At 35.5% G+C, this 25089-nt stretch carries 23 protein-coding genes and 1 tRNA gene; 10 read left to right on the top strand and 14 right to left on the bottom strand.

Going from position 1 to position 25089, the window contains the following annotated elements; genetic code table 11:
• The first annotated feature begins 114 nt into the window (after window positions 1–114).
• Window positions 115–1062, top strand: coding sequence for a replication factor C small subunit (locus IJI93_RS05660; RefSeq protein ID WP_292821100.1), 948 nt, complete (start codon window positions 115–117; stop codon window positions 1060–1062).
• 9 nt (window positions 1063–1071) lie between these two features.
• The gene (locus IJI93_RS05655; protein WP_292821098.1) at window positions 1072–2562 is read left to right on the top strand and encodes a replication factor C large subunit; all 1491 of its coding nucleotides are present in this window, start codon (window positions 1072–1074) and stop codon (window positions 2560–2562) included.
• Here IJI93_RS05655 and IJI93_RS05650 read toward each other — a convergent pair.
• Genes IJI93_RS05650 through rhuM form a run of 3 tightly spaced genes read right to left on the bottom strand, consistent with a single transcriptional unit; the run spans window position 2552 to window position 5169 of the window.
• Complete coding sequence (locus IJI93_RS05650; RefSeq protein WP_292821096.1) at window positions 2552–3232, bottom strand: ATPase; 681 nt, start codon at window positions 3230–3232, stop codon at window positions 2552–2554. The two genes, IJI93_RS05655 and IJI93_RS05650, sit on opposite strands and share 11 nt — an antisense overlap.
• A gap of 4 nt (window positions 3233–3236) precedes the next feature.
• Window positions 3237–4088, bottom strand: a complete 852-nt coding sequence (locus IJI93_RS05645) for a shikimate dehydrogenase (protein WP_292821094.1) — start codon at window positions 4086–4088, stop codon at window positions 3237–3239.
• Between the two features lie 40 nt (window positions 4089–4128).
• Window positions 4129–5169, bottom strand: coding sequence for a RhuM family protein (gene rhuM / locus IJI93_RS05640; protein WP_292821092.1), 1041 nt, complete (start codon window positions 5167–5169; stop codon window positions 4129–4131).
• A 254-nt stretch (window positions 5170–5423) separates the two neighbouring features.
• Between rhuM and hisS the strand changes: the two genes are divergently transcribed.
• From hisS to IJI93_RS05620, 4 genes are read left to right on the top strand one after another with little or no spacing between them, the layout of a single operon-like run.
• Complete coding sequence (gene hisS / locus IJI93_RS05635; RefSeq protein ID WP_292821090.1) at window positions 5424–6719, top strand: histidine--tRNA ligase; 1296 nt, start codon at window positions 5424–5426, stop codon at window positions 6717–6719.
• Between the two features lie 2 nt (window positions 6720–6721).
• A complete protein-coding gene (gene hisI, locus IJI93_RS05630) occupies window positions 6722–7126 on the top strand; it encodes a phosphoribosyl-AMP cyclohydrolase (RefSeq protein WP_292821088.1) in 405 nt (134 codons plus the stop codon).
• A gap of 1 nt (window position 7127) precedes the next feature.
• Window positions 7128–8969, top strand: coding sequence for a PINc/VapC family ATPase (locus IJI93_RS05625; protein ID WP_292821085.1), 1842 nt, complete (start codon window positions 7128–7130; stop codon window positions 8967–8969).
• A gap of 7 nt (window positions 8970–8976) precedes the next feature.
• The gene (locus tag IJI93_RS05620) at window positions 8977–9723 is read left to right on the top strand and encodes a sugar phosphate isomerase/epimerase (protein WP_292821083.1); all 747 of its coding nucleotides are present in this window, start codon (window positions 8977–8979) and stop codon (window positions 9721–9723) included.
• Here IJI93_RS05620 and IJI93_RS05615 read toward each other — a convergent pair.
• Together IJI93_RS05615 and IJI93_RS05610 are read right to left on the bottom strand one after the other, a co-directional pair.
• Window positions 9720–12041 carry a DEAD/DEAH box helicase gene (locus IJI93_RS05615; RefSeq protein WP_292821079.1) on the bottom strand — a complete coding sequence of 774 codons (2322 nt, stop codon included), beginning with the start codon at window positions 12039–12041 and terminating at the stop codon, window positions 9720–9722. The two genes, IJI93_RS05620 and IJI93_RS05615, sit on opposite strands and share 4 nt — an antisense overlap.
• A 196-nt stretch (window positions 12042–12237) precedes the next feature.
• Window positions 12238–12690 (bottom strand): MarR family winged helix-turn-helix transcriptional regulator, encoded by a 453-nt coding sequence (locus tag IJI93_RS05610; RefSeq protein WP_292821077.1) that lies wholly within the window; start codon window positions 12688–12690, stop codon window positions 12238–12240.
• A gap of 218 nt (window positions 12691–12908) precedes the next feature.
• Between IJI93_RS05610 and IJI93_RS05605 the strand changes: the two genes are divergently transcribed.
• Window positions 12909–13310, top strand: a complete 402-nt coding sequence (locus tag IJI93_RS05605) for a pyridoxamine 5'-phosphate oxidase family protein (RefSeq protein WP_292821075.1) — start codon at window positions 12909–12911, stop codon at window positions 13308–13310.
• On the opposite strand, the gene IJI93_RS05600 is transcribed toward IJI93_RS05605, so the two are convergent.
• The 7 genes from IJI93_RS05600 to IJI93_RS05570 all read right to left on the bottom strand — a co-directional run bounded on the left by IJI93_RS05600 (window position 13305) and on the right by IJI93_RS05570 (window position 21436).
• On the bottom strand, window positions 13305–14849 hold the full coding sequence (locus tag IJI93_RS05600) for a Mur ligase family protein (RefSeq protein WP_292821073.1): 1545 nt from the start codon (window positions 14847–14849) through the stop codon (window positions 13305–13307). The two genes, IJI93_RS05605 and IJI93_RS05600, sit on opposite strands and share 6 nt — an antisense overlap.
• Complete coding sequence (locus tag IJI93_RS05595) at window positions 14821–16206, bottom strand: Mur ligase family protein (protein WP_292821071.1); 1386 nt, start codon at window positions 16204–16206, stop codon at window positions 14821–14823. The genes IJI93_RS05600 and IJI93_RS05595 overlap by 29 nt, the downstream gene beginning before the upstream one ends.
• A gap of 90 nt (window positions 16207–16296) precedes the next feature.
• Window positions 16297–17484, bottom strand: a complete 1188-nt coding sequence (locus IJI93_RS05590) for an aconitase X catalytic domain-containing protein (RefSeq protein WP_292821243.1) — start codon at window positions 17482–17484, stop codon at window positions 16297–16299.
• Window position 17485: 1 nt separating this feature from the next.
• Window positions 17486–18820: a DHH family phosphoesterase gene (locus tag IJI93_RS05585; protein WP_292821069.1), complete on the bottom strand. Its 1335-nt coding sequence runs from the start codon at window positions 18818–18820 to the stop codon at window positions 17486–17488.
• Window positions 18810–19208, bottom strand: coding sequence for a 30S ribosomal protein S15 (locus IJI93_RS05580; protein WP_292821067.1), 399 nt, complete (start codon window positions 19206–19208; stop codon window positions 18810–18812). Before IJI93_RS05580 ends, IJI93_RS05585 begins: the two co-directional genes overlap by 11 nt.
• A 42-nt stretch (window positions 19209–19250) precedes the next feature.
• Entirely contained in the window at window positions 19251–19802 is a 552-nt protein-coding gene (locus IJI93_RS05575) for an XTP/dITP diphosphatase (RefSeq protein ID WP_292821065.1), read from the bottom strand.
• Between the two features lie 35 nt (window positions 19803–19837).
• A complete protein-coding gene (locus IJI93_RS05570) occupies window positions 19838–21436 on the bottom strand; it encodes a bifunctional N(6)-L-threonylcarbamoyladenine synthase/serine/threonine protein kinase (RefSeq protein WP_292821064.1) in 1599 nt (532 codons plus the stop codon).
• Between the two features lie 79 nt (window positions 21437–21515).
• On the opposite strand from IJI93_RS05570, the gene IJI93_RS05565 reads away from it, so the two are divergent.
• Both IJI93_RS05565 and cobT read left to right on the top strand, forming a co-directional pair.
• Window positions 21516–22016 carry a hypothetical protein gene (locus IJI93_RS05565; protein WP_292821063.1) on the top strand — a complete coding sequence of 167 codons (501 nt, stop codon included), beginning with the start codon at window positions 21516–21518 and terminating at the stop codon, window positions 22014–22016.
• Window positions 22009–23076 (top strand): nicotinate mononucleotide-dependent phosphoribosyltransferase CobT, encoded by a 1068-nt coding sequence (gene cobT, locus IJI93_RS05560; protein ID WP_292821062.1) that lies wholly within the window; start codon window positions 22009–22011, stop codon window positions 23074–23076. Before IJI93_RS05565 ends, cobT begins: the two co-directional genes overlap by 8 nt.
• Before the next feature lie 28 nt (window positions 23077–23104).
• Here cobT and uppP read toward each other — a convergent pair whose 3' ends face one another.
• A complete protein-coding gene (gene uppP, locus IJI93_RS05555) occupies window positions 23105–23938 on the bottom strand; it encodes an undecaprenyl-diphosphatase UppP (RefSeq protein ID WP_292821060.1) in 834 nt (277 codons plus the stop codon).
• Window positions 23939–23950: 12 nt separating this feature from the next.
• A complete protein-coding gene (locus tag IJI93_RS05550; RefSeq protein WP_292821058.1) occupies window positions 23951–24874 on the bottom strand; it encodes a branched-chain amino acid transaminase in 924 nt (307 codons plus the stop codon).
• A 122-nt stretch (window positions 24875–24996) separates the two neighbouring features.
• Between IJI93_RS05550 and IJI93_RS05545 the strand changes: the two genes are divergently transcribed.
• Window positions 24997–25068: transfer RNA gene (locus tag IJI93_RS05545), tRNA-Val, on the top strand.
• The last annotated feature ends 21 nt before the right edge of the window (window positions 25069–25089 follow it).

The following is a 25089-nucleotide window of genomic DNA, read 5'->3' as shown; positions in this document are numbered from 1 at the left end:
ATCAAATGCTCTTTAATTGTATGTATATATAACTTTTCAATATATAAAAACATTAAGCAAAACTTAATTATTAACAAAAAACATATCATTTTACAGTAAAATATTGGTGATTTAATGACTGGACCATGGGTAGAAAAATATAGACCGCAAAACTTAGAAGACATTGTAGGACAAAAACAAATTATTTCAAGGCTTGAAAAATATGTAGGCGAAGGAAGCATGCCTAACCTAATGTTTACAGGTCCTGCAGGTGTTGGAAAAACAACCACAGCATTAGCTTTAGTAAAATCAATCCTTGGAGAATACTGGAGACAAAACTTTTTAGAGTTAAATGCATCCGATGCAAGGGGAATTGATACAGTAAGAGACCGAATTAAAAATTTCTGCAGATTAAAGCCAGTCGGTGCCCCATTCAGAATAATATTTTTGGACGAAGTGGACAACATGACAAAAGATGCACAGCACGCTCTTCGTCGTGAAATGGAAATGTATACAAAAACCGCTTCATTCATACTTTCATGTAACTATTCTTCCAAAATTATAGACCCAATCCAGTCAAGATGTGCAATCTTTAGATTTGCACCGATAAAAGGTGAAGATATTGCTGAAAGATTAAGATTCATCTGTGAAAAGGAAGGATTTGAAGCAGATGACAAAGGTCTTGAAACAATAGTCTACTTTGCTGAAGGAGATATGCGTAAAGCCGTCAATGTCCTGCAGGCGGCTGCAAGTGAAGGAGAAGCCATCACAGAAGAATCCGTTTATGAAGTAGTCTCTAAAGCGAAACCTCAAGACATTGGAAACATGATAAATAAAGCGCTGATGGGTGACTTTTTAGGCGCAAGAAACATTTTAAGAGAAACCATGGTTTTACAGGGCACAAGCGGAGAAGATATGGTCAGCCAGATTTACTCAGATGTTTCCAAAAGAGTTGTCGATGGAAAAATGGAACCTGATTTTTATATTGATTTGATTGAAGCAATAGCAGATTGCGATTTTAGAATAAGAGAAGGAGCAAACCCAAGAATTCAGCTTGAAGCTCTATTAACCAAATTCATTTAAGGTATGGAAATGTTATGGACTGATAAATATCGCCCACAAACCTTAGATGAAGTGGTCGGTAACAATAAAGAGAAGAAAATAATCCAGGATTGGGTTGAAAACTGGAAAAATGGTAATCCGCAGCAGCCTCTGCTTTTAGTTGGCCCTCCGGGAATTGGAAAAACCACACTTGCACTTGTTATCGCTAGAGAATTTTCAGAATCAATAGAGCTTAATGCAAGTGATAAGCGTTCCCAAGACATTATTAAAAGTACAATCGGTGAATCATCTTCCTCCAGATCTCTTTTTGGAGATGAATACAAGCTAATCATAATGGATGAAGTGGACGGAATCCATGGTACCAATGACCGTGGAGGGGTAAAAGCAATTGGTGATATTATAAAAAATTCCAAACATCCAATGATTTTGATAGCAAATGATTTTTATTCTAAACGTTTACAGTCCCTTAAACCAAAATGTACCGTTATCAAAATGGCTAAAGTAAGAAGTCCGAGCATCAGAAAAGCTTTAAGAGAAATATCACAAAAAGAAGAAATTAAAGTTAATCCAAAAGCTCTTGAATTGATTGCTAAAAAATCAAATGGAGATATGCGCTCAGCAATCAATACATTGCAAGCCTTGGCTGATAAAAATGAAGTCCTAGAGCCTGCTGACGTTGAAAACTTAAGAACAAAGGATGACAGGTCAGATATTTTCAATGCAATTACCGGCGTTTTAAAAAGTAAAAATCCGCAACATGTAAGGGAAGCTTTAAGAGTCGATGAAGACCCAACACTCGTCATGGAATACATTGCAGAAAATATCCCAAGGGAATATTCCAAAAAGAATGAAATTAAAAAAGCTTATGAAAACATAGCGAAAGCTGATTTATACTTTGGAAGAGCACAGCAAAGCAGAAATTATGGTTATTGGAAATATGCAAGCGATTTTATGGGAATTGGAGTAAGCAGCTCCAAAAAAGAAACCTATAAAAAATTCTCAAAAATCCAAACTCCAACAATATTCACATTGATGGGGAGAAATAGAGGCAAAAGAAACCTAAGAGATGGAATTGCTGAGAAAATGTCTGATAAAATGCACATTTCACATGCCATTGCAATATCAATGTTTCCTTATCTCGAAATAATGTTTAAAAATGACGAACTTGCTTGGGAAATCTCCGACTTTTTGGAACTTGAGGAAAATGAAATAAAAAGATTCAGATCTAAAAAGATTCCTAAAAAAGTCATAACAAAAATGGAAAAAAGGAAAGCTCAAATGAGAGTTGAAGAGCGTGACAGAAGGTTTGAAGAACTTCAAAATCAAATGTTGAATGCTCCTGAAGAAATTGAAATGGTTGAAGAGACAACCGAAAGCGAACTTCCATTTGAGATTGAAGGCTTGGACATTGAAGAAGAGCCTCCGCAAGTTGAAGTTCCTAAGGAAGATGCTAAAGAAGAACCTAAAGAAGAAAAACCTAAAAAGAAAACTGATAAGCAAGTTTCACTCTTTAGTTTCTAATTTTTTTTTCAATATACTCTGATGCCTTTAAAACGTTTTCACGATATTGTGGAGCCACATCTTCCAAAAATTCCATAAAAGAAGTGGCCAATTCATCACTATTTTCATTTTTAATTATTTTTCTACCATCCATTTCTAAAAAAGAGTTGATCCAATCAAGTGGAACATTTATTAGCGGATAAATTTCATTGGATTTTTTTGTAAAGTTTAATCCTTCACCACTGAAAATTGTTGAAAATATGCCGTTTACCTCATCATCAAGAATTGTAGGATTTACAATCAAGTCATAATCCCCTTCATGGACCAATTTAACGCCATATTTCCGGGTATACGGCTCCATCAATACATCAATGATAAAATTGTCCTCAGGCATTAAAATTACAGAATTGGGCTTGATTTCTAAAGCAAGAACTTTAGATGATTTGGAACAAATTTTTTGAAACAGGCTGCTTCTCACTACTTCAATTTCAGGATATTGATTGTTAAAGGTATCTTCACGTTTCCTTGAAAACTTTGAAAATCTTAAGTTGTTAATGTAAATTTTTTCAGGAGTGTATGAAATAAAACGGGTATCGACACCGATTATCTTTAGAAATTTCAATACATCCCTTTTGGATGTTGAAAATTCCTCCTTTTCATTTACATTTGACAAATTAAACATTAAATCCATAATATCATTCTAAGTTAAGTGTTTGTTTCAATGCTTTTTCCATCTCCTCAACTGGAGCTTTCCTGCCTGTCCAGATTTCAAAACTTTCTGCGCCCTGATACAATAGCATCTTAATTCCATAAACCGGTTTTGCGCCTGCTTTAATAGCCTCTTTTAAAAGAACTGTTTCATTCGGATTGTAAACCGCGTCAAAAACAACCAACTCCTCCTGCATATTTTCAGCTGTAGCTATCGGTTCATCATCAATATGGGGATCCATTCCCAAAGGAGTAGTATCAATTAAAATGTCTGCATCTTTTAAGTAAGCATTAATTTCAGAAATTGAATCTGATTTGACATCACTGATTAAATCGGAACTCAACACATCCCTGGCCAAGTTTTGAGCTTTGGATTCGTTTCTATTAAGTATTGTTAAACTTTGAGCGTCATATTTAGCAATGTAAAAGGATATTGCCCTTGATGCGCCACCTGCACCCACAACAACTACATTTTTACCTTTAATACTGGTTACCTCTTCAATGGCTTTAATGGCACCAATACCATCAGTATTGTAACCTTTCAAGTTTTTAAAATCAATAGTGTTTACGGCACCTATCAGCTCGGCCACTTCATCCAATTCATCCAAATATTCCATTACATTAACCTTATGAGGAATGGTTACATTAAATCCCTTAACATTTAATGCCTTTGCACCTTCGATAGCTGATTTTAAATCTTCAGGTTCAACATCAAAAGCGACATAAGCATAATCCATCCCCAATGCTTTAAATGCAGCATTGTGCATTGGCGGTGAAAAACTATGTTCAACAGGATGGCCTATCAAACCCACAATATTTGTACTACCTTTAATATTCATATAATAATAATTAATTTAAAAAAATATAAAAAGATTGATGTTAAACCAGGTATCTTCTGGTTTCCTCATCAAACTTATTATAATCGGACTTGAACAACCTGTCCTGAACCGGCTTGAATTTCTCAAATTCAATTTCAACAAATTCATCAACGGCTTCCCGGCTAATTTTTCCCTTGTCTTTTAAAACTGCATATTCATAGAACTCCAAAAATTTATCCAATCTTTCAGCCCAGTCTTTCATAGACATTGGAATTTGCCTTTCAGCCCTATCTTCAGCATAATCCAAATACATGCTTACAACACGGTTTAATGTTTTCAATTCTTTTTCGCTCAAGTAATTTTTAGCAATTTTTGCATCCCTCAGCAATACCTTTCCATCCGGTGCCCTTGACCATGTGGTCAATCCCATGTGTTCTTTCTTACTGTCAGCTCTCTCGTATATGATTTCAGGAGCAGTCAGACCAACAACGGCATAATGAAGTTTGTTTTGAACTTTGGCATAGAACTCCCTTGTTATTTCAGCATTTTTGTTATAATCATAAGAAGTTGCAAACAAGTCCGTTACTTTTTCATACACCCTTCGCTCGGAAGATCTGATTTCGCGAATTACATCAACAAGTTCTTCAAAATATTCTTCAGTGAATTTTCCGCCTTTCATCAAAAGCTCTTTGTTGATTACAAAACCTTTTCTCATATATTGCTTCAAAATATCTCTAGACCATATACGAAACTGTGTAGCCTTTTTTGAATTGATTCTATATCCTATTGATATGATTGCGTCAAGATTATACCATATCTGAGGTCTACCTCGATTATTAGAATTTTGCAAGAATTTCTTTCTAAATTCTAAATCATCTTTAAATAGTTCTTTAGAACTTATACTAACTTCATTTTCTTCAAGTTCACCTTCTCGAACAATATTCCTGAAATGATCAGAAATATTTTGTCCAGTAGTTCCAAAAATCTCAGAAACAGTCTTTCTACTTGCCCACAGAGTATCATCACCAATGATGAATTTTCCTTCAACAGCACCTTCTTCCGTCTGATACAGTAATGTATCCACCAACTTATATTTTACCATGATATCACTCACAGAGTTTATTTAATAATTTACTGCATTTACTAACAGTTAAAACTATTTTAACTGCAAAAATGTGTAAAAACACAGTTGTGCCTTTATGTAAAATCACAACACAAAAACCTATTTAAAAATAAAAAACTCAATTAACTAACAGCTTGCCTAAGAGCATCAGAAAAGTAAGCTTAACAAAAGATTATATAACTTCAAAAATACAAATTTTAATTATAATATATTATATTCATAGGAGAGCAAAAATGGAATTTACAAGACCAAGAGGTACTAGAGATTTCTTATTTGATGAAATGAGACAGAGAAAAAAGGCAGAAAGTACCTTAAGAAATATTTTTGAAAATTATGGTTATCAAGAAATCAAAACACCATTATTTGAAGAATTAAAGTTATTTACAACAAAATCTGGAGAAGAAATTGTTGACCAATTATACAACTTTAAGGATAAATCAGACAGGGAATTAACTTTAAGACCGGAAATAACCGCTCCTGTTGCAAGATTATACCTGAACGAACTTGAAAAAACTGCAACAAAACCAATTAAATTATATTACTATGGAAGCTGTTTTAGATATGAAAGACCTCAAAAGGGAAGATTCAGACAGTTCTGGCAATTCGGCTGCGAATTGATTGGTGCTAAAACACCTCAGGGAGAAGCTGAAGTCATTGCCCTTTGTACAGATTCCATCAACGCCTTAGGAATAACCACCGCAGATGTCAATATCAACCACTTGGGAATTATTAGAGGACTGTTTAAACACTTTGAAATTTCAACTGAAACCCAAAGGGAAATAATGGTCGTCATTGATAAAGGAGACAAAGATTTATTAATAGAATCGTTAAGCGGTGAAAGTCCAGTTATTGACAATGATGAACTGAATCAAATTTTATTAAAATTGATTGATTTGGTTGGAGATAAATCCATACTAAGTGATGTCGAAGAATTGATTGCACCTTATGATGAGCCAAAAGAAGCACTAGAAGAGTTAAAGGAATTAATTTCATTGCTTGAAAGCTTCGATGTTGAAAACTATACCTTAAACCTAGGTGTTGCAAGGGGACTTGACTACTATACCGGAATCGTGTTTGAAATCTATGTTCCGGAACTAGGTGCCCAAAAACAGATCTGTGGCGGAGGGTCATACAGTCTCGTTAAAGTGTTTGGAGGCCAGGAAGTCGAATCAACAGGCTTTGCATTAGGTTTTGACAGACTGATGAATGCAATCGAAGAGTTGACAGAAGCTGAAGAATTGCCTTCACACTTAGACATCTATGTAGCTCCGATTTCAGATGATGTGCGCGACAAGGCCTATGAAATAACCCAAATTTTAAGAAGAAATGACATTAAGGCGGATGTTGACTTAAACGGTAAAAAGTTCAAAAAACTAATGAATCATGCCGATAAAATCAAAGTTGGTAAAATAGCAATTATAGGCGCTAAGGATTTGGAGCAAGGCAAAATTACAATCAAGGATATGGTTAGCGGCAATCAGGAATTAATCGACATCGACAATATTGTAGAATACATAAAAGGTGAATAAATATGGAAATCAACTTCAGACATGAAATTAATGGACAAAAAGTCATTACCGCTGTTGCTCAGGACGCTGATACAAACCAAATTCTGATGCTGGCAAATATGAACAAAGATGCTCTCCAAAAAACAATTGAAACAGGCAAGGCCCATTACTGGAGCACTTCAAGAAATAAAATCTGGCTAAAGGGAGAAAGTTCAGGGCACTTTCAAGAAGTTAAGGAAATTCTTGTTGACTGTGACATGGATGCGATTGTTTTGAAAATTAAGCAAACAGGAGCCGCATGCCACGAAGGTTATCTTTCATGCTTTTTTAGAAAATTAAATACTGAAGATGTTGATATTTGTGATTTAAAGGATGATGATTTAGAAGTTATTTTAGAAAGACTTGTAAACCCAGATGATGTGTATTAAAATGAAACGTATAATTCCAGACACCAGTGCCGTCATAATAGGTGCAGTAAGTGAAATAATCGAAAAAGAAGATCTGGACTATCCGGAGATTATTGTGCCTGAAGCCGTTGTATGTGAACTTGAACATCAGGCAAATGCAAACAGAAATGAAGGCAGAAAAGGTTTAAAAGAGCTTCAGAAACTACAGCATCTGCAATATGAAGGTGAACTTGCAATCAGCTTTAAAGGAAAAAGACCTACCAATTATGATATCAAATATGCAAAAAGCGGTGAAATCGACAGCATTATCCGTGACCTTGCAAGATCAGAAATGGGAACATTACTTACAAGCGACAAGGTACAAGCCGAAACCGCAAAAGCACAGGGAATCCCTGTTTACTACTTCGAACAGAAATATGTTGAAAAAGCTCTCTCAATTGAAAAATTCTTTGATGAAAATACAATGTCCGTGCATTTAAAGGAAAATGTTTGTCCAATGGCCAAGAAAGGAACTCCCGGACATATTGACTTTGTTAAACTTGAAGATGAACCTTATTCATACTCACAAATTCATGAAATCGTTGATGAAATTCTTGATAAGGCAAATAGCGATTCAAGAACATATTTGGAATCCGATAAAGAAGGGTCATTCGTAGTGCAATCACGAGAATACAGGATTTCAATAGCTTACCCTCCATTTTCTGAAGGATTGGAAGTTACTGCTGTCAAACCAGTTGCCAACATTAATTTAGATGAATATCGCTTATCTGATAAATTGCTTGAAAGAATAAGAACCAATGCAGAAGGAATATTGATTTCAGGTTCTCCAGGTGCAGGTAAATCCACATTCGTACAGGCCATCGCAAAATACTACTCATCAAAACTAAATAAAATTGTAAAAACAATGGAATCCCCAAGAGATTTACAATTGCCTGATGAAATAACACAATACAGCCCACTAGAAGGAAGTATGGAAAATACTGCAGATGTATTGCTGCTTGTAAGACCTGATTATACAATTTATGATGAGCTTAGGAAAAATACCGACTTTAACATTTTTGCAGATATGCGTCTTGCTGGCGTTGGAATGATTGGTGTTGTGCATGCAACAAGACCTATTGATGCGATTCAAAGAATAGCTTCAAGAGTAGAACTTGGAGTTATACCTTCAATTGTTGACACAAGCATTTACATTGAAGATGGTAAGGTTACAAGCGTTTATGAAACAAAAATGACCGTTAAAGTGCCTACTGGAATGAAAGAGGCGGATCTTGCAAGACCCGTGATTGAAGTTCGTGATTTTGAAACCGGCGAACTTAAAAATGAAATTTATACATATGGTGAGCAGACCATCGTAATGGATATGGATTTGGTGAATGGAACCGACAGCACTGAGAGATACAAATCTTCCGTTGACAAAATTGCCGAGAAGGAAATCTTAAGAAAAATCAAAAAGATTCTCCCTAAAAAATCAAAGGTAGATGTTGAAGTAATATCCCCTGAGCGAGCCAATATTTATATCCCTGAGCAATACATTCCGAAAATCATTGGTAAAAATGGAAAGAGGATAGCTGAAATTGAAGATGAAATTGGAATAAGTCTTGGGGTGGAAATAATCGAAGAAAAGCCAAAGAATAAAACTCCATTTGAAGTTGATATCATCCATACAAGAAAACAGCTGATTTTAGACCTTGGAAGAGACAATGGAAGACAAAATTTTGATGTTTATATTGAAGGAGAATATTTGCTTACCGCAACCACTTCAAAAAAAGGTGAAATAAAAATCAAAAACGGAATTGAACTATCTGATTTGATTATTGAAGCTATTGAAATGGGATTGGAAATAACTGCAGCGAAAAAATAGTGATAATATGAAAATAGGCGCATCCACATTAGCAGGACTACATGAGAATTTAGAAGATATTTTAGGCTTTATTGAAAGCTTAGGATTGGAATATGCGGAATTGGTTCATCAATTCCCTTACGAAAAAATTGATAGTGAACTTTTAGAAAGCTATAACTTAAAATATTCCATTCATTCACCATTCATGGACGTGAATATTGCATCCCTTCAGGAAAAAAGCAGGTTAAATTCAATATCACAAATCAAATCATCGATAGATTTGGCCAATAGAATTGACGCCGAAACCGTAGTTGTTCATCCGGGATTGATGCCGTTTTTAGCAAGACCATTTGAAGATAAAGTCTATAAAATCGCCAATGAATCAATTAAGGAACTTGGAGATTACGGTAAAGACCTAGGCGTGAATGCCGCAATAGAAAATATGCCTACCTTCGAGGGAATGATTTACCAAAATCTGGAAAAATTGGACGAGTTTCTTAGAGAAAATGAAATGTTTATGACACTAGACATCGGCCATGCAAATCATGTAGGATATCCTGCAGACGAGATGTATTTTGATTCGATTAAACACATACATGCCCATGATAATTTTGGTGATGATGACTCACACCTTGCATTAGGTGAAGGCTCTATTGATTTAAAACATATCATCAATAAATTCGAGTCTAAAAATTATGATGGCATCTACATCATAGAAGTAAATGATGAAGATTCTATTAAAAAAAGTTATGAATATATAAAGAAAAACTTCTAGAGAAGTTTTTTCTCTTTAATCTCTTTTTTGAAATACAAATATTTTGAGTCAACTACTTTTTTAATTGATTCTGCTGTTTTTTTACCAATTCCTTCAACTTCCTGAAGTTCCTTTTCAGAAGCATTGATAACATTTGAAACAGAGCCGAAATGTTCCAATAAATTTTTTGCATTGACCGGACCTATGCTAGGCAGTGATTCGACAATAAACAGTTGTTGTTCCAATAGGCTAAGTGGTTTTTTATCTGTTCTTATCTGAACTGGTGTTCTTTCACCATTCTGTTCTCTGATAGCTATTCTTTTAATCATTGCAGCAGTATCCTGTGCATTTCTTGTAGGAATAATGCTGATTCCAAAATCAAGAGCAATTGAAGCGATGGATCCCCTAATCGCATTTGCATTTACCATGCCTGCGTATAAGTCATCCCCTTCAAGAATTAAAATAGGCTTTTTAAACTCTTCAGACAACTCTCTGGCTTGTTTAAATAATCTTTTATCAATTATTGAGTCGACAAAGTCTTTTGCAGTTTTCCTCTCGATAGCTACCTCATCACTTACCTGATAATCTGCAACAGCCATCGATTGAATTTTAACATCCATTTCCATCTCAGTCAAATGTCTGATTACCTTTGAATTTCCTTCGCGGGAGTCGGCATAAACTATTGGAAAATTATTTTCCTTTTTAGGCTTTTCAAGGACTTTGACCTTTTTCTCGTTTTCCATTCTTAAGGCTGCAGAAGCATTAAGCTCCTCTAAAACGTCAGGGTCAATTAATTGATTTTTCATACTAACTTCCTTATTAACTGAAGACCAGTAATATCCTTCATCTCTTGTTCCGTTAGTGATTAAAACCTTTACACGGCCAGTTCTTTTACGGCCGGTTCTGCCTCTTCTCTGAATCATTCTGACTTCAGATGGGACCGGTTCATATAGTATAACCAAATCAACTGCAGGAATGTCAATTCCCTCTTCTGCAACACTTGTTGATAAAAGCACGTCATATTCGCCCATCCTAAATGATTTGATGATAGCCTTTTGTTGTTTTTGAGTTAAACCTTTTTCACCATCTTTAGACGCCTGCCCAAAGAACTTTGCAGATTTGATTCCCTCTTTTTCAAGCTTTTGATGAATCATCTCCAATGTATCCCGATATTGGGTGAATACAATAATCTTAGATGATGCTTCATCTTCATTATCAGTGAATCTTGTTGATTGAAGTTTTGTCTGACCGTCACCAGAACCAAGTTCCTTTTTAAGAATTTTAGTAAGCTCCCTTAATTTTGGATGTTCCCATCCATGCTTTTCGGCTTCTTTAGCAAGTTTCATAGCGCGACTAAAATTATCATCCCACATCAATGATTTTGCAGCTTTGGTGTTCTTTTTTCGAAGCCTGGCAACATATTTGTTGAAAGTGGAAACACCCTGAGTTTCGATTAACTCCTGAGCATGCTGAAGATTGATGACAGCACTTAAAATTGAAACGGCTTGGAACAGGTCTTTATTAGGATTGGTTGTTCTTGCAATCTCACCCTGCACTCTTCCCCTAGCTTTTAAAATATCACTTTTGCCAACAGAAACCGTTTTAATAATGCCCATATTCTTTAAAGCTTTTAATCTAATCTTTAAAGCTTTATCAACATTGGTTTTAATCTTTTCTAATGCTTCACTCATTTTAACTCTAACCCATTCTATTTCAACTGGATTAAAGTAAGGCCTTACATCGGAATCATCTTCCGTTTTAACAACAATGCTTTGAATGTATAAATTCTGGCAAACCTCTTTGATTTTTAACTTATCTGAACCGGGCGAAGCGGTCAAACCTAAAATTAAATTGAATTTAGACTCCTGAACATATCTTGATGCAAGATAAACATAGGAATAAGATCCAACACCATGATGGCATTCATCAAAAACGACTAATGAAACACTGCTCAAATCATAGCGTCCATTAAGCAAGTCTGATTCGACAGTTTGCGGAGTTGCAGAAATGATTCTGGACTCTTCCCATCTTTTAACCCGTTCATCTGTTTTAACAGCACCTGTTATTGAAGTGCATGGAAGGTTTATGAATTCCTTAAAGCTAGCTTCATGCTGAATTGCCAAAGGTTTGGACGGGGCTAAAACAAGCACTTTAGAATTTTTTACTTTATATAACCTATCGGCAGCAACCAAAATAGCTATAATTGTTTTACCTAATGCTGTTGGTGCAACAATCATAGTATTTCCATTTTTTAGTACATCACCGGCGAGAATTTGTTGATAAAGTCTTGACTCTATTGAATTCTCCTTAATGAGTGGATGATTAATATAGCTAGCCATGATAAAAATATTGTATTTATATATTTATAAAGGTTTTAAAAGAGCATTTGAAAAGTAATATAGAAAATATGCTCGAATTTTGCTTAAGCATTTCGGTGAATTGATATAGTTACCACTGCTGTCGTGGCAAATAAATCATTGAAATTCAAATTTTAACTATTAACATAACCTTAAAAAAACATTTGAAACTAATCTTCTATATTTTTCCCTTGTTTATGTCAATGGCCCTTGATGTTAATTCTTTAAATGTTTCTAAAAAGCTAGAATCAATATCAGATAATCCTAATTCATTTTCCCATTTTTCATTAATTTCGCCCATTATTGGAATGAGCTTTTCGCCTTGCTCTGTTAAATTTAATACAAAATAACGTTTATCTTCCGGTGATTTCTCACGTGCGATATATCCATTAGATTCCAATTTCGTAATGGCTTTGGTAATAGCTCCTTTAGTTAAATATAAATCTTTAGCCAAATCTTTTTGGCTTATTCCTTTATTACCATATATTTTTATAATGCAAGATGCTTGAATTAAACTAATATTATACTTAGCAAGTTCATGATTTAGAAAGTCCTTATGGTTTTTATGGAAAACAAATAATGTATCCGCAAAATAATTTGACTCTAAAAAATTGTCCTTTTCTGATGTCATGAATATAATTTTTAGTTCAAGTATTAAAAGATTTTCGGGAAACCATTATGCCCATAATGATTGGTATAACTGCCTTTGAATTAATGACCCGAACTGATGGATTTGCCAAGGAATGTTTTATTAAGTTACTTTGAAGTAACCTGATAACTTTAAAGTTACAAAAACGATTTATATAGGCTTAATTAAACTATTACTATCAAAATAAAGGAGATATCAAAATGAGCGATGTTATAAAATTTTTAACTGAAAACCCATTAATATATTTAGCAACTAGCGGACTTGACGGAAATGCAAAAGTAAGACCAATATTATTTTACTTCGAAGAGGATGGAAAACCATACTTCTGTACTGCAAACAACAAACCAATGTATAAGGAATTAGATGCAAATCCTAATTGTGAAATCGTTACTGCAACACCTGAATTCGTATGGTTAAGAATTTCCGGTGAAGTTGAATTTACAGACAGCGTGGAACTTAAACAAAAAGTAATTGATTCAAATGACCTTGTAAAAGCTTTATACGAAACCGGTGAAAACCCAGTTTTTGAAGTATTCACCATCAACGGGAAAGCTACAATTGCAGACTTTTCAGGTGAACCGCCAAAAACCTACGAATTATAACTCGTTAACAACTGATTTGAATTTGGTAGCGGCTTCGCCAATAGCCACTATCATTTCACAATCTAAATTCAAAGCTTTTTTAATTCCCTCTCGGACATCATTTTTATTGGCTCCAAGAGTTCCTTCTTTTTCAAAATCGCTAATGTGATTTAAAAATATCCTATCATTTAATCTTGAATTTTCCTTTAATTTTTCAAGAGCTACTTTTTGGGATGCGCGAGATGCAGGAACAATGAACTTTGAAAATTTCAATACGCTATTGAAAATCTCAAGATCGCCCACATCCCCTGACTCGGATGAAACTGTAATTACAGTGGTAAAGTCTCCAAATAGCTTTTGGAATTCCTTTAATACAGTTTGAACGCCTGCAGGATTATGGGCATAATCTACAAAAACAGTTTTACCATTGATTTTCCCCACTCTTTCCATTCTTCCCTCAACACCTGTGAAAGTGGAAATGCTTTCTAAAATCTTATCATACGGCAATTTCAAAAATTCATGAGCCGCTATTATTACTCCAGTTACATTATAAACATTGTGAATTCCATCGATTGCCATTTTAACATCCAGTTTTCCTTCAGGAGTATATAAATCAAAAGTCCTATTAGCCAAATCCACGTTTGTTGCGATATAGTCCACCTGTGGAGTTGTAATGCCGCATTTACAGAAGTAGTAGCCGCAGCCTGAAATAATTTCCTTAACGGTGATTTCATTTCCGCATACACATTCTTTAATGCCAATTGAATCCGGTGTTTCATCAACTCCGAATGTAATTACCTCACCGTCATAGTTCAGCTCTCTTAAAAGACCCATGATTGTAGGGTCATGACCATTGACAATTAGTTTTTTATGATTTAATTCTTTGATGAATTCGCCTTTAACATTAGCATAATCCATGAAGCTTCCCAAATCATTTAAATGATCGGGAGTGATGTTGGTAATTAAACCGCCAGACATGTTAGTGTTTTTAGCAATTCTTCCGACAGTTCCCGGTACACCAAATGTTCCCACTTCCAAAATTCCAATATCTCCATCCAATCTTGACTGTAAAATAGGAATGAATTCTGCATTGCCTTGCATTCCTTCCAATTTATGTTCACATGGTTCAATTCCATTGTCTGAAGCAATCCTTTTAAGTAAAGTGGTGGAAGTGGTTTTACCATTGGTTCCGGTAATTCCAAATACCTCTTTTTCCGGTTGGAATATCTCTATAATATCATTTAATTCTAAAATAGGCTTATTGATTCTTTTATACATTTCAGAATCCTTAGGCAAGCTTGCAGGAGGAATTATATAATCACTTCTATTGAAAAATGCATCAGGTGTCCTGCCATAGAATACATCGAAATCATAATCTTCCAGAACGCTTGCAAACCTGCATTCACTTTTTTGTGACAAATCAGTCCCAATAACATTAAATCCTCTTTCTTTAAGTATTCTCGCTATTAAATTGCCATTAGCACCACAAACACCGATTACTCCAAATGTGGTACCTTTTTTAAAGTCGGATTCATTCATACTTTCTACTTCCTTCTTCAAGCCCTTTCATAATTTTATCTACAGTAGTCAATCTGTCGTATGCTATAAGCGGACCCATATGTAAAATAATATCTCCAGGTACGGAATATTTAAATGTAAGTTCCGCAGCCTTTTCAATTGTTTCGACAGCAACCTTTTCAATATTCGGATTGTCAATGGCATCCAATATCTCCTGTGCCGCATGCATTTCAACTTCTTGTGTGACTTCGTTAAATCCACTGGCAATAACAGCTTTCAAATCATATTGCCCAACTAATTGACCTACTTCCGATTTATCCCTTACAGATAATGTATCAAAATGATCCAAGAATAAAACAACACTGTCATCCTTAAAGTAATCCAAGGTGATTTTCATTCCATCATATAAGAATGCAGAGTCTAAAATTACCTTTCTGCCATTATATGTTCCCACATCATCCATATGAGCAGGGAGTCCTTTGAAATCAGATAATGCCTTAATGATTTCTTCTTTTTTGACTCCGTATGTGATTGCTACTGCACTGGCTGCAACTGAATTTTCAAAAAAGTAGCTCATCATATGAAATGGAGTGGTAAAAGAATCATCGGCATATTCGACAGTTAATGATTCATCACCAATGCTTCCCTTAAAATCAACATCCTCATCTAAAGCATAATATATTGCATCGCTTCTGTGAGGATTAATTATATCAAAGCATGAGCGGTTTGCAATAAATGTTTCGCTCATCTTTTCCAAAATCAGTTTTCTTTGCTGATATTTTTCAAGAGAACCCCCGAATTCGGACAAGTGGTCTTCAGCAATGTTGGTCAAAAGACCAATTTTAACGTTTAATTTATTTAAAAGACCAATTGTTCCATGAGGAAGTTCAAAAATAGCAATATCACAATTTTTAGATTTTTCAGTGACTATTCCATCAATAATAGCTTCAGATACTAAATTATTAACTAAAGATGAGCAGGACCATACATTATATCCCGCAGATTTGAAAATACTTGTTGTGATGAATGTGGTTGTAGTTTTACCCATTGTTCCAGTAATCCCAATAATATCTACCGGAATCAAATCTTGAACAATTTTGGAAAATTCTTCATTTGTGAGAATCTTAACATCAGAATCATTGATTAACTTGGCTATGGGCGCAGAATCAGGTAAAGTCGGAGGTTTATAAACAGCTTCAATGCCATCCAAACTAGGATTTTGATTATTTAAATCTAAAATAACCCCTTCACTTTCCATTTGTTTTAAACTTCTTTGAAATTCTATTTTAAAAGATGATAAATCTTTTAAATCAGTGACAATAACTTTATGGCCCAGATAATTTAACAATCTTGCAACAGGCCTACTAGCATTTCCAGCGCCAACTACCAAATAATTCATCAACAATTCCTCACAAATCCTATCAGTATAATATCTAGATTTTATTCAATTTAAAGTTTTAATTTTTTAAAAAAAAGAAATAAAGAAATCCTATTCAAACTGAATAAGATTTTCCACATCATTATAAACAACATCCAGTCCACACATTGATGGAACATAGTTAGCCGCTTTTGCTGAATTTACACCAATAACCTCAAAGCCCATGTCTTCGATAGGAGCTACAACCATACAGGTATCGCAGACAACGTTACCGCCTGCACGTTCAATAATTTCAGTATAGCCCATCCTATCGGCTGTTGCTTTTACACTTACTGATGTGCAAATCCATAATTTATTTTTAATAGTTTTGCCTTGAACAACGTTAGCCACTTTTTTAATTTCTTCAAGAGATGCATGAGGACAACCTAGACAGATTAAATCAGGTTCCCTATCGGTTGTAGACAATTCTTCACGGGTTTTTAAAATTTCTTTTTCGGAAATAAACATTATGTCCTCAACTTCTTCAACATCCACTTGTTTATGCTCAGGAGTGACATTTTCCATATGATAAAGAGCAACTGAACCTGATGAAGCTAAAGCCGCACCTAAAGTTTTTAAATCATTATTATCAGGAGTATTTTTAAGCTTGAAGTATGGAACTCCACTGCCTACAACTTTTCCAATGATATAACCCAATGCGCCGAAATCCGCTCCGTTAAGCTCGCAATTGACATTTACAACCAAGTCTGCATTTCTATTCTGATCCAAATGGAATCCATATAAAGGAGTTTTTCCCACTATTGCAGCCGCAAGCGCTGCAGGACCTCCTTCACGATTGGTTCTAGCACCAATTACAGAATTGACATATGCTACGGCAGATGATTCTGACCAGGATACATGATCGGCAAATCTTGGAACATTTCCCACCAAATAAGGGGTGCATGTACAGGTTTTAGAAATTCCCAATTTTCCATAAGCATCAACAATCTTATTTTGTTTAATGGAAAACTCTTCTGGAAAACCTAATTCTTTCCAATTATCCAAATCAGTTCCCGGAGGGTTTAAGGATGCGTTTACACTTGCAACGCCCAAACCGTCACCGGCCAAATCTTCAAGATATTCCAATCCGGCCTCTCCGATAGTTTTATAAGAAACACCGGATACCTGTGCTGAGGTGATGTCAACCAATTTAGAAGCGCCATAAATATCCCCTAATGCAACCAAGATATCCATGCTTTTCCTAATGGTTTCTCCGAACTCCCCATTGCACATTTGCTCTTCTTTTTTAGTCAAAAACATATTAATCATTACTTAATTGATATTCAACCATCTCATTAACAAGGTGTAAGAAATTATCCTTGCTTTCATAAGGAATCATGGCTCCAGCAGCAATATCGTGTCCACCACCTTGGCCTCCGAAATTGTTAGATGAATCCTGCAGGGCACGACCTAGATTTACACCTCTTGCAACCATTTCCCTTGTAGTTCTACCGGAAACCTTAATATCATTGTGAAGTCTAGATAGTCCGATTACAGGTTTGGAATTATCCAATAATTCCACAGATAGACCAATACTAGCTATTGTTCCCATTACAGATTTTAATACTTTGTCTTCAGAGTATAAATATTGAATATCGGAAAGCTGAACTGCACCTTCACGCTTAATCCATTCCAGGCCCTTAACAATTTGGTCACGGTATTGCCTTTGTAATTTTAAAGCGGCATCAAGAGCTTGGTCTTTTTCGCCAAGGGCGATGCTTAAACCTAACCCCTGCTTTTTGTTTTTACCGCATGCATCAAGAATGTAGGAATACTCCTCCAAATCGCGTAGCATTGGAACTTCTTTTGGAACTGTATAACAATCACCGAAAATATCCGGATTAATATTCATGAGTGCATCTTTTAAAAGATCCTTTTCCTCATCTTCCAAATCTGTGAACTTAATTCCGTAAGACAAATTCATTCTTTCCAAAAATTCTTGGGCACCTTCAAAATCTCCACTAATTCCCGGAAGAGGCGGTGAAAATGTATAAGCAAGAGATTTGAAAATAGGTTCGGAAGATTTTGATACAATTTTTAAATCTTCATGAATCTCCAAAACTCCGCTTTCCAAGGCATCATCAAGAATCAACTTATTTACACCGGTGAATCCGCCTTGACCTTGCATATCACCAAATGCACCAACTAAAGCAAAGTAAGCCAAATGCTTTTTCCCAAGTTCGCGAATAGCCAAATAGCTTGAACCCGCACCACATAAATCTTTACTGCCATCTATTCCAAATAGATGTGGATTTATATGAACAACGTTGCTTTCCGCTTCAGTGTCGTTAGGCTGATGGTGATCAGCGATAATCACATCATGCTTATAAGTATTGAACTCATTGACAAATGTACTGCCCATGTCTGAAAATATAAATAAATCATATTTTTCATGTCTTAGCTGATTTACAATATCTTCTTTAAGACGTGGAATAATAGTAGTGTGGAATTGAACATTTTCTTCAGCTAAAGCATTAGCTATAACTGCTGCGGATGAAATTCCATCAGCATCGTTATGAGAAATTATTCTAATAACACTGTCCTTTTCTATGTGCTCACGAAGCACATTAGTAGCTTCCTCAGCCCTATTTAACAAGGAGTGCTGCTTCTTTTGGATTGTATCTCCAACCTTCTGGTAATTTTCCTTCACTTACATAGTAAGAAGCTAATTTTCTGATTCTTGATTCGATAATAGTTAAACCTCTTTTGGAGTGTAAGTCTTTAGGATTTTCTTCCAAGTGGTCTCTGATATTAACAGCTCTTCTAATTAAGTTTAATAAGTCTTCTGGGTATTCTCCAGTTTGTCCATTTCTTTCTAAGATTTCAGTGATTCTTTCACCGGTCACATCTTTTACAGATGGAATTCCGTATTGATCTCTTAATACAATACCAATTTCAGAAGTACTTTTTCCTTCTTTGTTAAATTTTAAAATCATTTCTTCAATTTCTGCGTCAGTATAAGTTACCCATTCTGGTCTTGCCATAATATAACCTCTTTTATAAATTTTTAAATAAGTATGAAATAGCTATTCTTGATTAGAATACCATTCAATAAATTTTTTTAATGAATTTTTTCTATGTGAAAATTGGTTTTTCTCATCAGTTGTAAGTTCACCAAATGTTTTACCTTCACTAGGAACATAAAATAATGGATCGAAAGCGAATCCTAAATCTCCTCTTTCTTCAACTGCGATTTCACCTGATACCTTGCCTAAAAAAGTCTTGGGCTCAGAATTGGGGGCACAGTACCCAATAACTGACCTGAATTCGGCATAACGGTCATCAGTGTCTGCTAATAACTTCAAAATTCCCTGATTTCCTATAGTATCTTGAACAAAATGTGAATAGACTCCAGGAAAATCATTTAAAGCTTTAATGAATAAACCAGCATCTTCAACAATCACAGGTCTTCCAAGTTTACGACAAGCATATTTTGCGCCTGATATGGCCACTTCCTCAAGAGTTCCTTGAGGTTCTGTGTAACCTAAATCAATATGCTCTAACTTAATGTCATAATCTTTGAAAATATTCTCTGCTTCTTTAACTTTATGTTCGTTACCAGTTATAAATGTTATCATAAAAATAGTTTGAATAAAATTTTTTATATAGTTAACTAATGAGTATACCTGCCGCGTGATTCAATCTCAGATATCTTATTGGCGACCACATCATTATCATATCCTTTTAAAACAGCATCAAAATACTTTAATGCCAAATTATAGTCAATGCTTTGAAGTGATTTCTTTAAAACAAGCAAATCAACTGCCTTATCTTCATCCAAATCAGAATACCTGCCGAGACCGAAATCAAGGAAAACCAGCTTATCGTCCTGAAGCATTATATTTGAAGAGGTAATGTCACCATGAATAATGCCTGCACTATGAAGCCTTGAAATTTGTGAACCTATCTCAAAGGATAATTTCTCGTCGATTACATCCTTGACCATCTTACCATCAATTTCTTCCATCAATATTGACTTGTTTTCCAAATCGACATCATAAAGCACAGGTGTTTTAACCCCTGCCCTTTTGGCATCGGACAATAATTTCGCTTCCTCTTTAGTTCTTGCTTTTCTAATCTTATTGTCAATTTCAGGTGCCCTATAGTTTTTTGAAATCCTATCTTTTAGGACGGCCTTTTGGCCCAAATAGCTTGACTTTACGATATTTGACTCCGCACCCTTGGCGATCAAATCATCACTTAATTTCAGATAGGATTTGGTATTGTCAATCCATGGAATATCAACTTCGTCGGTTCTAAACTTTTGTATGATTCCGGTTTGGGACAGATCCATAGGCCCAAATTCATTATACATCAGAAGACCCAGCCATGCAATCATGACCCCATTATCACCGCACAATTTCATCTCCGGCATGTAAAATTTGGCACCGTGCTCCTCTGACATTGTCTTAAGCATTTCACGTAATCGGGAATTGGCTGAAACACCACCGCACAACATCACTTCATCCTTTTGAGTGTGAGACAATGCACGTTCAGTTACTTCAACAAGCATGGCAAAAGCTGTTTCCTGAAGTGAAAAGCAGATATCTTCCATTGGAGTGCCTTTTTGAGCCTCCCTTAAAGCGGCTGAAAGCAATCCTGAAAATGAAAAGTCCATTCCCTTTACAACATAAGGCAAATCAATATACGAACCTTTTTTGGCCAATTTTTCAACAACCGGCCCGCCAGGATGGCCAAGTCCAGTTTCACGACCGAAATGGTCAAGGCAATTTCCAATAGCTATGTCCAAAGTTTCTCCAAAAATCCTATATCTCCCACTTTCATAAGCAATTACCTGACTGTTTCCGCCACTTACATAAAGTGAAACGGGATTTACAGCTCCAGTATCAAGTTTTCCAACTTCAACATGTCCAATACAATGATTTACACCGATTATTGGTTTATCTAAAGATAAAGCCAAACTTCTGGCTGAAGTTGCAACAATTCTTAAGGCCGGACCCAACCCCGGACCCTGTGAAAATGAAACCAAATCAATGTCAGAGTAGGAAAGGCCGGACTCCTCAATAGCTTGAGGAATGAGTTTAGGAATCCAATGGGCATGATGCTCCGCAGCAATCCTCGGATGTATCCCTCCCTCTTCAGGAAACAATTGCTTTCCAGCCATGGCTATTATATTCCCATCACTGTCAACAATGCCTACACCGGTCTTTTCCGCAGTTCCTTCAATACCCAGACTTATCAAAATTATCAACTGAAAAATTTAATTAATTAGTATTTATTACTTAAAAATATAAAAATATTTTTTAAATTTAAAAAACATAAGTGAAAGTATGGGATTTTATAGTGCAAACACTCCAGAACAAAAAAGAGTTAAAAAGTTAACTGGAGACGTTAATATAAGTGATATGTTTAAAAAGGAATGTCAAACACGTGGAATTGCAATTTACAATGCATATAACATTCAAAAAAGGTTAGTCCACGAAGTAGAACAGGAACAATTAGTTGGCATAGACCAAGTGGATGAAAGATTGATGGAACTTCTAGAAGAAAGGGGAAAAGTTGAAGTACCCTACAGATACGTCGATTTGATAAGTAATGAAGACAGTGCTTCAAAGGGAGTAATACCACCAATGCCTAAAAATGAATCACTTCCTCCAAAAGACCAAATTAAAATCCCCCCAAGGGCTAGAGATGGTCAGACTTTCCCTAGCGACAATGAATTGCCTGAAAGGGAAATGCTAATCAAAATAATGAATCAGAATAAAAAAATTATTAATCAAAATAAGATTATCATAGAACAATTAAAAAAATTAGGTGACAAAGATGATTGATGGAGTTACAACATACGGATCTGATGAATTAACTAAAAAATTACAGGAATGTGATGACCCTGTATTTTTACTTACAATTGGTACAACTGAAACTTCATTGATACCTGGTCTTTCCGGTGCAGGCCCTTCAGCGGATTTAACTGAATATACTCCTGCTTCAGATGCGGAATTTATGGTTTTGGGCGATGTAAGATGCTGTGAAGCTCCAGCTGAAACCGTTGTAGGTGATGCTGCCGCACCAACTCCAGCAAGACTTACAAAAGCAGCACTCCAACTTGCAAATATCCCATTTGTTATTGTTGATGCCGGTTCTAAAATTAAGCCAGATGTCAAATATGTTAATTTAGGAAAAGAATATGGCAGAGACATCAGAACTGGAAAAGGTGTTTTAAACCCATTAGAAATATTTGAAAATGCAAAGGATTTAGGTTCCGAGTTATCAAGAAGACATGAAATGCTTATAATTGGCGAAAGTATTGCTGCCGGAACTACAACCGCTTTGGGAGTACTGAGAGCTTTGGGTTATGATGCCAATGAAAAAGTTAGTGGAAGCATGCCCCATAATCCCCATGACATGAAAACAAAAATTGTAGATGAAGGATTAAAAAATGCAGGCCTCGACCCGGAAAAAGAGGATATTGATGCAATTCAAGCCATAGCTGCAGTAGGCGACCCTACACTTCCTGCAATAGCCGGAATTGTTTTAGGTTCAGATATCCCTATCATCTTGGCAGGAGGAACCCAAATGGCTGCGGCTTGTGCGATTATAAAATCTGTGCAACCTAATTTTGATTTTTCAAGAATTAACCTCGCCACTACAGTGTTTGTTGCAGGTGATGAAACTGCAGACCTATTCGGAATTTTAAAACAAATCGATGATAACATTACCGTTAATGTTGTAGATCCCGAATTTGGGAAATCAGAACACGAAGGGCTGAAAAATTACTTGAAAGGATTTGTTAAAGAAGGTGCCGGAGCCGGAGGAGCCATGTATACAGCACTTGTTTTAGGAAATTCCGTTGAAAAACTTAGAAAAAAAATAGAAAAAGTATGTAAATAGAGATTAAACAATCTCTATAATATTATTTTTAAAATATGTGGGCAATTGAACCCATAAATACGACTATACCTACTATCCAACAGTAGTAAGCGAATATATCCAAACTTCTTTTTTGAATCAATTCAAGCATCCATTTGATGGCCGCATAACCTGCGATGAAAGCAGCAACAAAACCTAAAAATATCGGCAAAAAGTTAACATCCATTGCAGAGCCTATGTCCTTTAACTGCACCAAAAAAGCACCAAGAATAGCCGGAATGGATAATATGAAACTGAATTTTGCTGCAAATTCCTTATCCAACCCTATTACAAGACCTGCCGCTATTGTTGTACCAGAACGTGAAAGTCCAGGTAAAATCGCACATGCCTGACCTAAACCCATAAACAATGCTTCTTTTGCACCGATATTATTAAAATTAACTTCACCACTAGTCATTCTTTGAGACAAGTACAAGATAGTACCAGTTACAAACAAAAAGAATGCAGGAACATAAAGAGCACCAGCAAATAATGCTTCTACTGAATCTTCAAAAAACACTCCAACAAAACCTACAGGAATGGTTGCCAAAATCACATACCATGCAAGTCTCTTATAAGGGTCATCAATAAAACCTTGCTTAAATCTTCCCTGAAGCAAATCTCCAATGCTCAACCACCATGACTTAAGCATTTTGATAATGTCCCCACGGAAGAACCATAAAACTGCAAGCAATGATCCTAAATGAAGGAAGGTGTCAAAAGCAAGTGAGCTTTCAACCCCTAAAATATTTTGAATAAACACTAAGTGTGCTGAACTACTGACTGGTAAAAATTCAGTTAATCCTTGAACAATACCAATAATAATTCCTTGGATAATATCCATAGACTACCTCGCTTAAATGTAAGATAACCAACCGTATTTGTCTTCAACTTTTGCTTCTACAATATCAAAGAAAGCAGATTGTAATTTTTCAGAAATTGGTCCTCTTTTACCTATACCAATGGTTCTGTGGTCAATGGAACGAATCGGAGTAACTTCTGCAGCGGTTCCAGTGAAGAATACTTCATTAGCAGCGTATAGTCTTTCTCTGGAAATAACCTCTTCAACAACCTCATAACCTAAATCACGAGCAACGGTCATGATGGAATCTCTTGTAATACCTTTAAGGTTTGATGAAGACATTGCAGGAGTGAATAATTTTTCACCTTCCACAATGAAGATGTTTTCTCCACTACCCTCAGATACATGGCCTTCGTAATCAAGCATGATTGCCTCATCAAATCCATTATCAATAGCTTCCAATTTTGCTAATTGAGAGTTCATGTAATTTGCACCACATTTAGCAAGAGCAGGGAAAGTGTCCGGTGCAGGTTTTCTCCATGAGGAAACACCAATATCCACACCATTAGCCATTCCTTCTTCTCCTAAATATGATCCCCATTCCCAAGCAGCAATAACTACATTAACAGGACAGTTTAATGGGTTTACACCAAGTTCACCATATCCTCTAAACACGATTGGGCGTATGTAGCAACCATCTAAATCATTTACACGAACAGTCTCTAAAATCGCTTCTTCAATTTCTTCTTGAGTATAAGGAATATCAATCTTATAAATTTTTGCAGAATCAAATAAACGTTGTACATGTTCTTTTAGGCGAAATACTGCTACGCCTTTTTCGTTTTTATATGCACGAATTCCTTCAAAAACACTTGTACCATAATGGACAACATGAGAAAGTACATGAATGTTTGCATCTTTCCAATCTACCATGTTTCCATCTATCCATATTTTACCAGCTTTGTCATCCCAAGCCATTTTATCACTTCAATTTTTTTATTGTAATATTAATTATATATTTATTAATTAATTAACTTTACCCATAAAAATTGGAAATACCGAAATGCTTATATAATAATAAAACCATAATAATATTTGTTGGTTCCGTGGTCTAGTGGTATGATACCTCCCTTACAAGGAGGGGATCACGAGTTCGAATCTCGTCGGAACCACTCATTCTATTTTTCAAAATT

This window comes from Methanobrevibacter sp., from assembly GCF_017431965.1.
In the GTDB taxonomy this organism is placed as follows: domain Archaea; phylum Methanobacteriota; class Methanobacteria; order Methanobacteriales; family Methanobacteriaceae; genus Methanocatella.
This window is presented reverse-complemented; position numbering and strand designations above follow the sequence as displayed.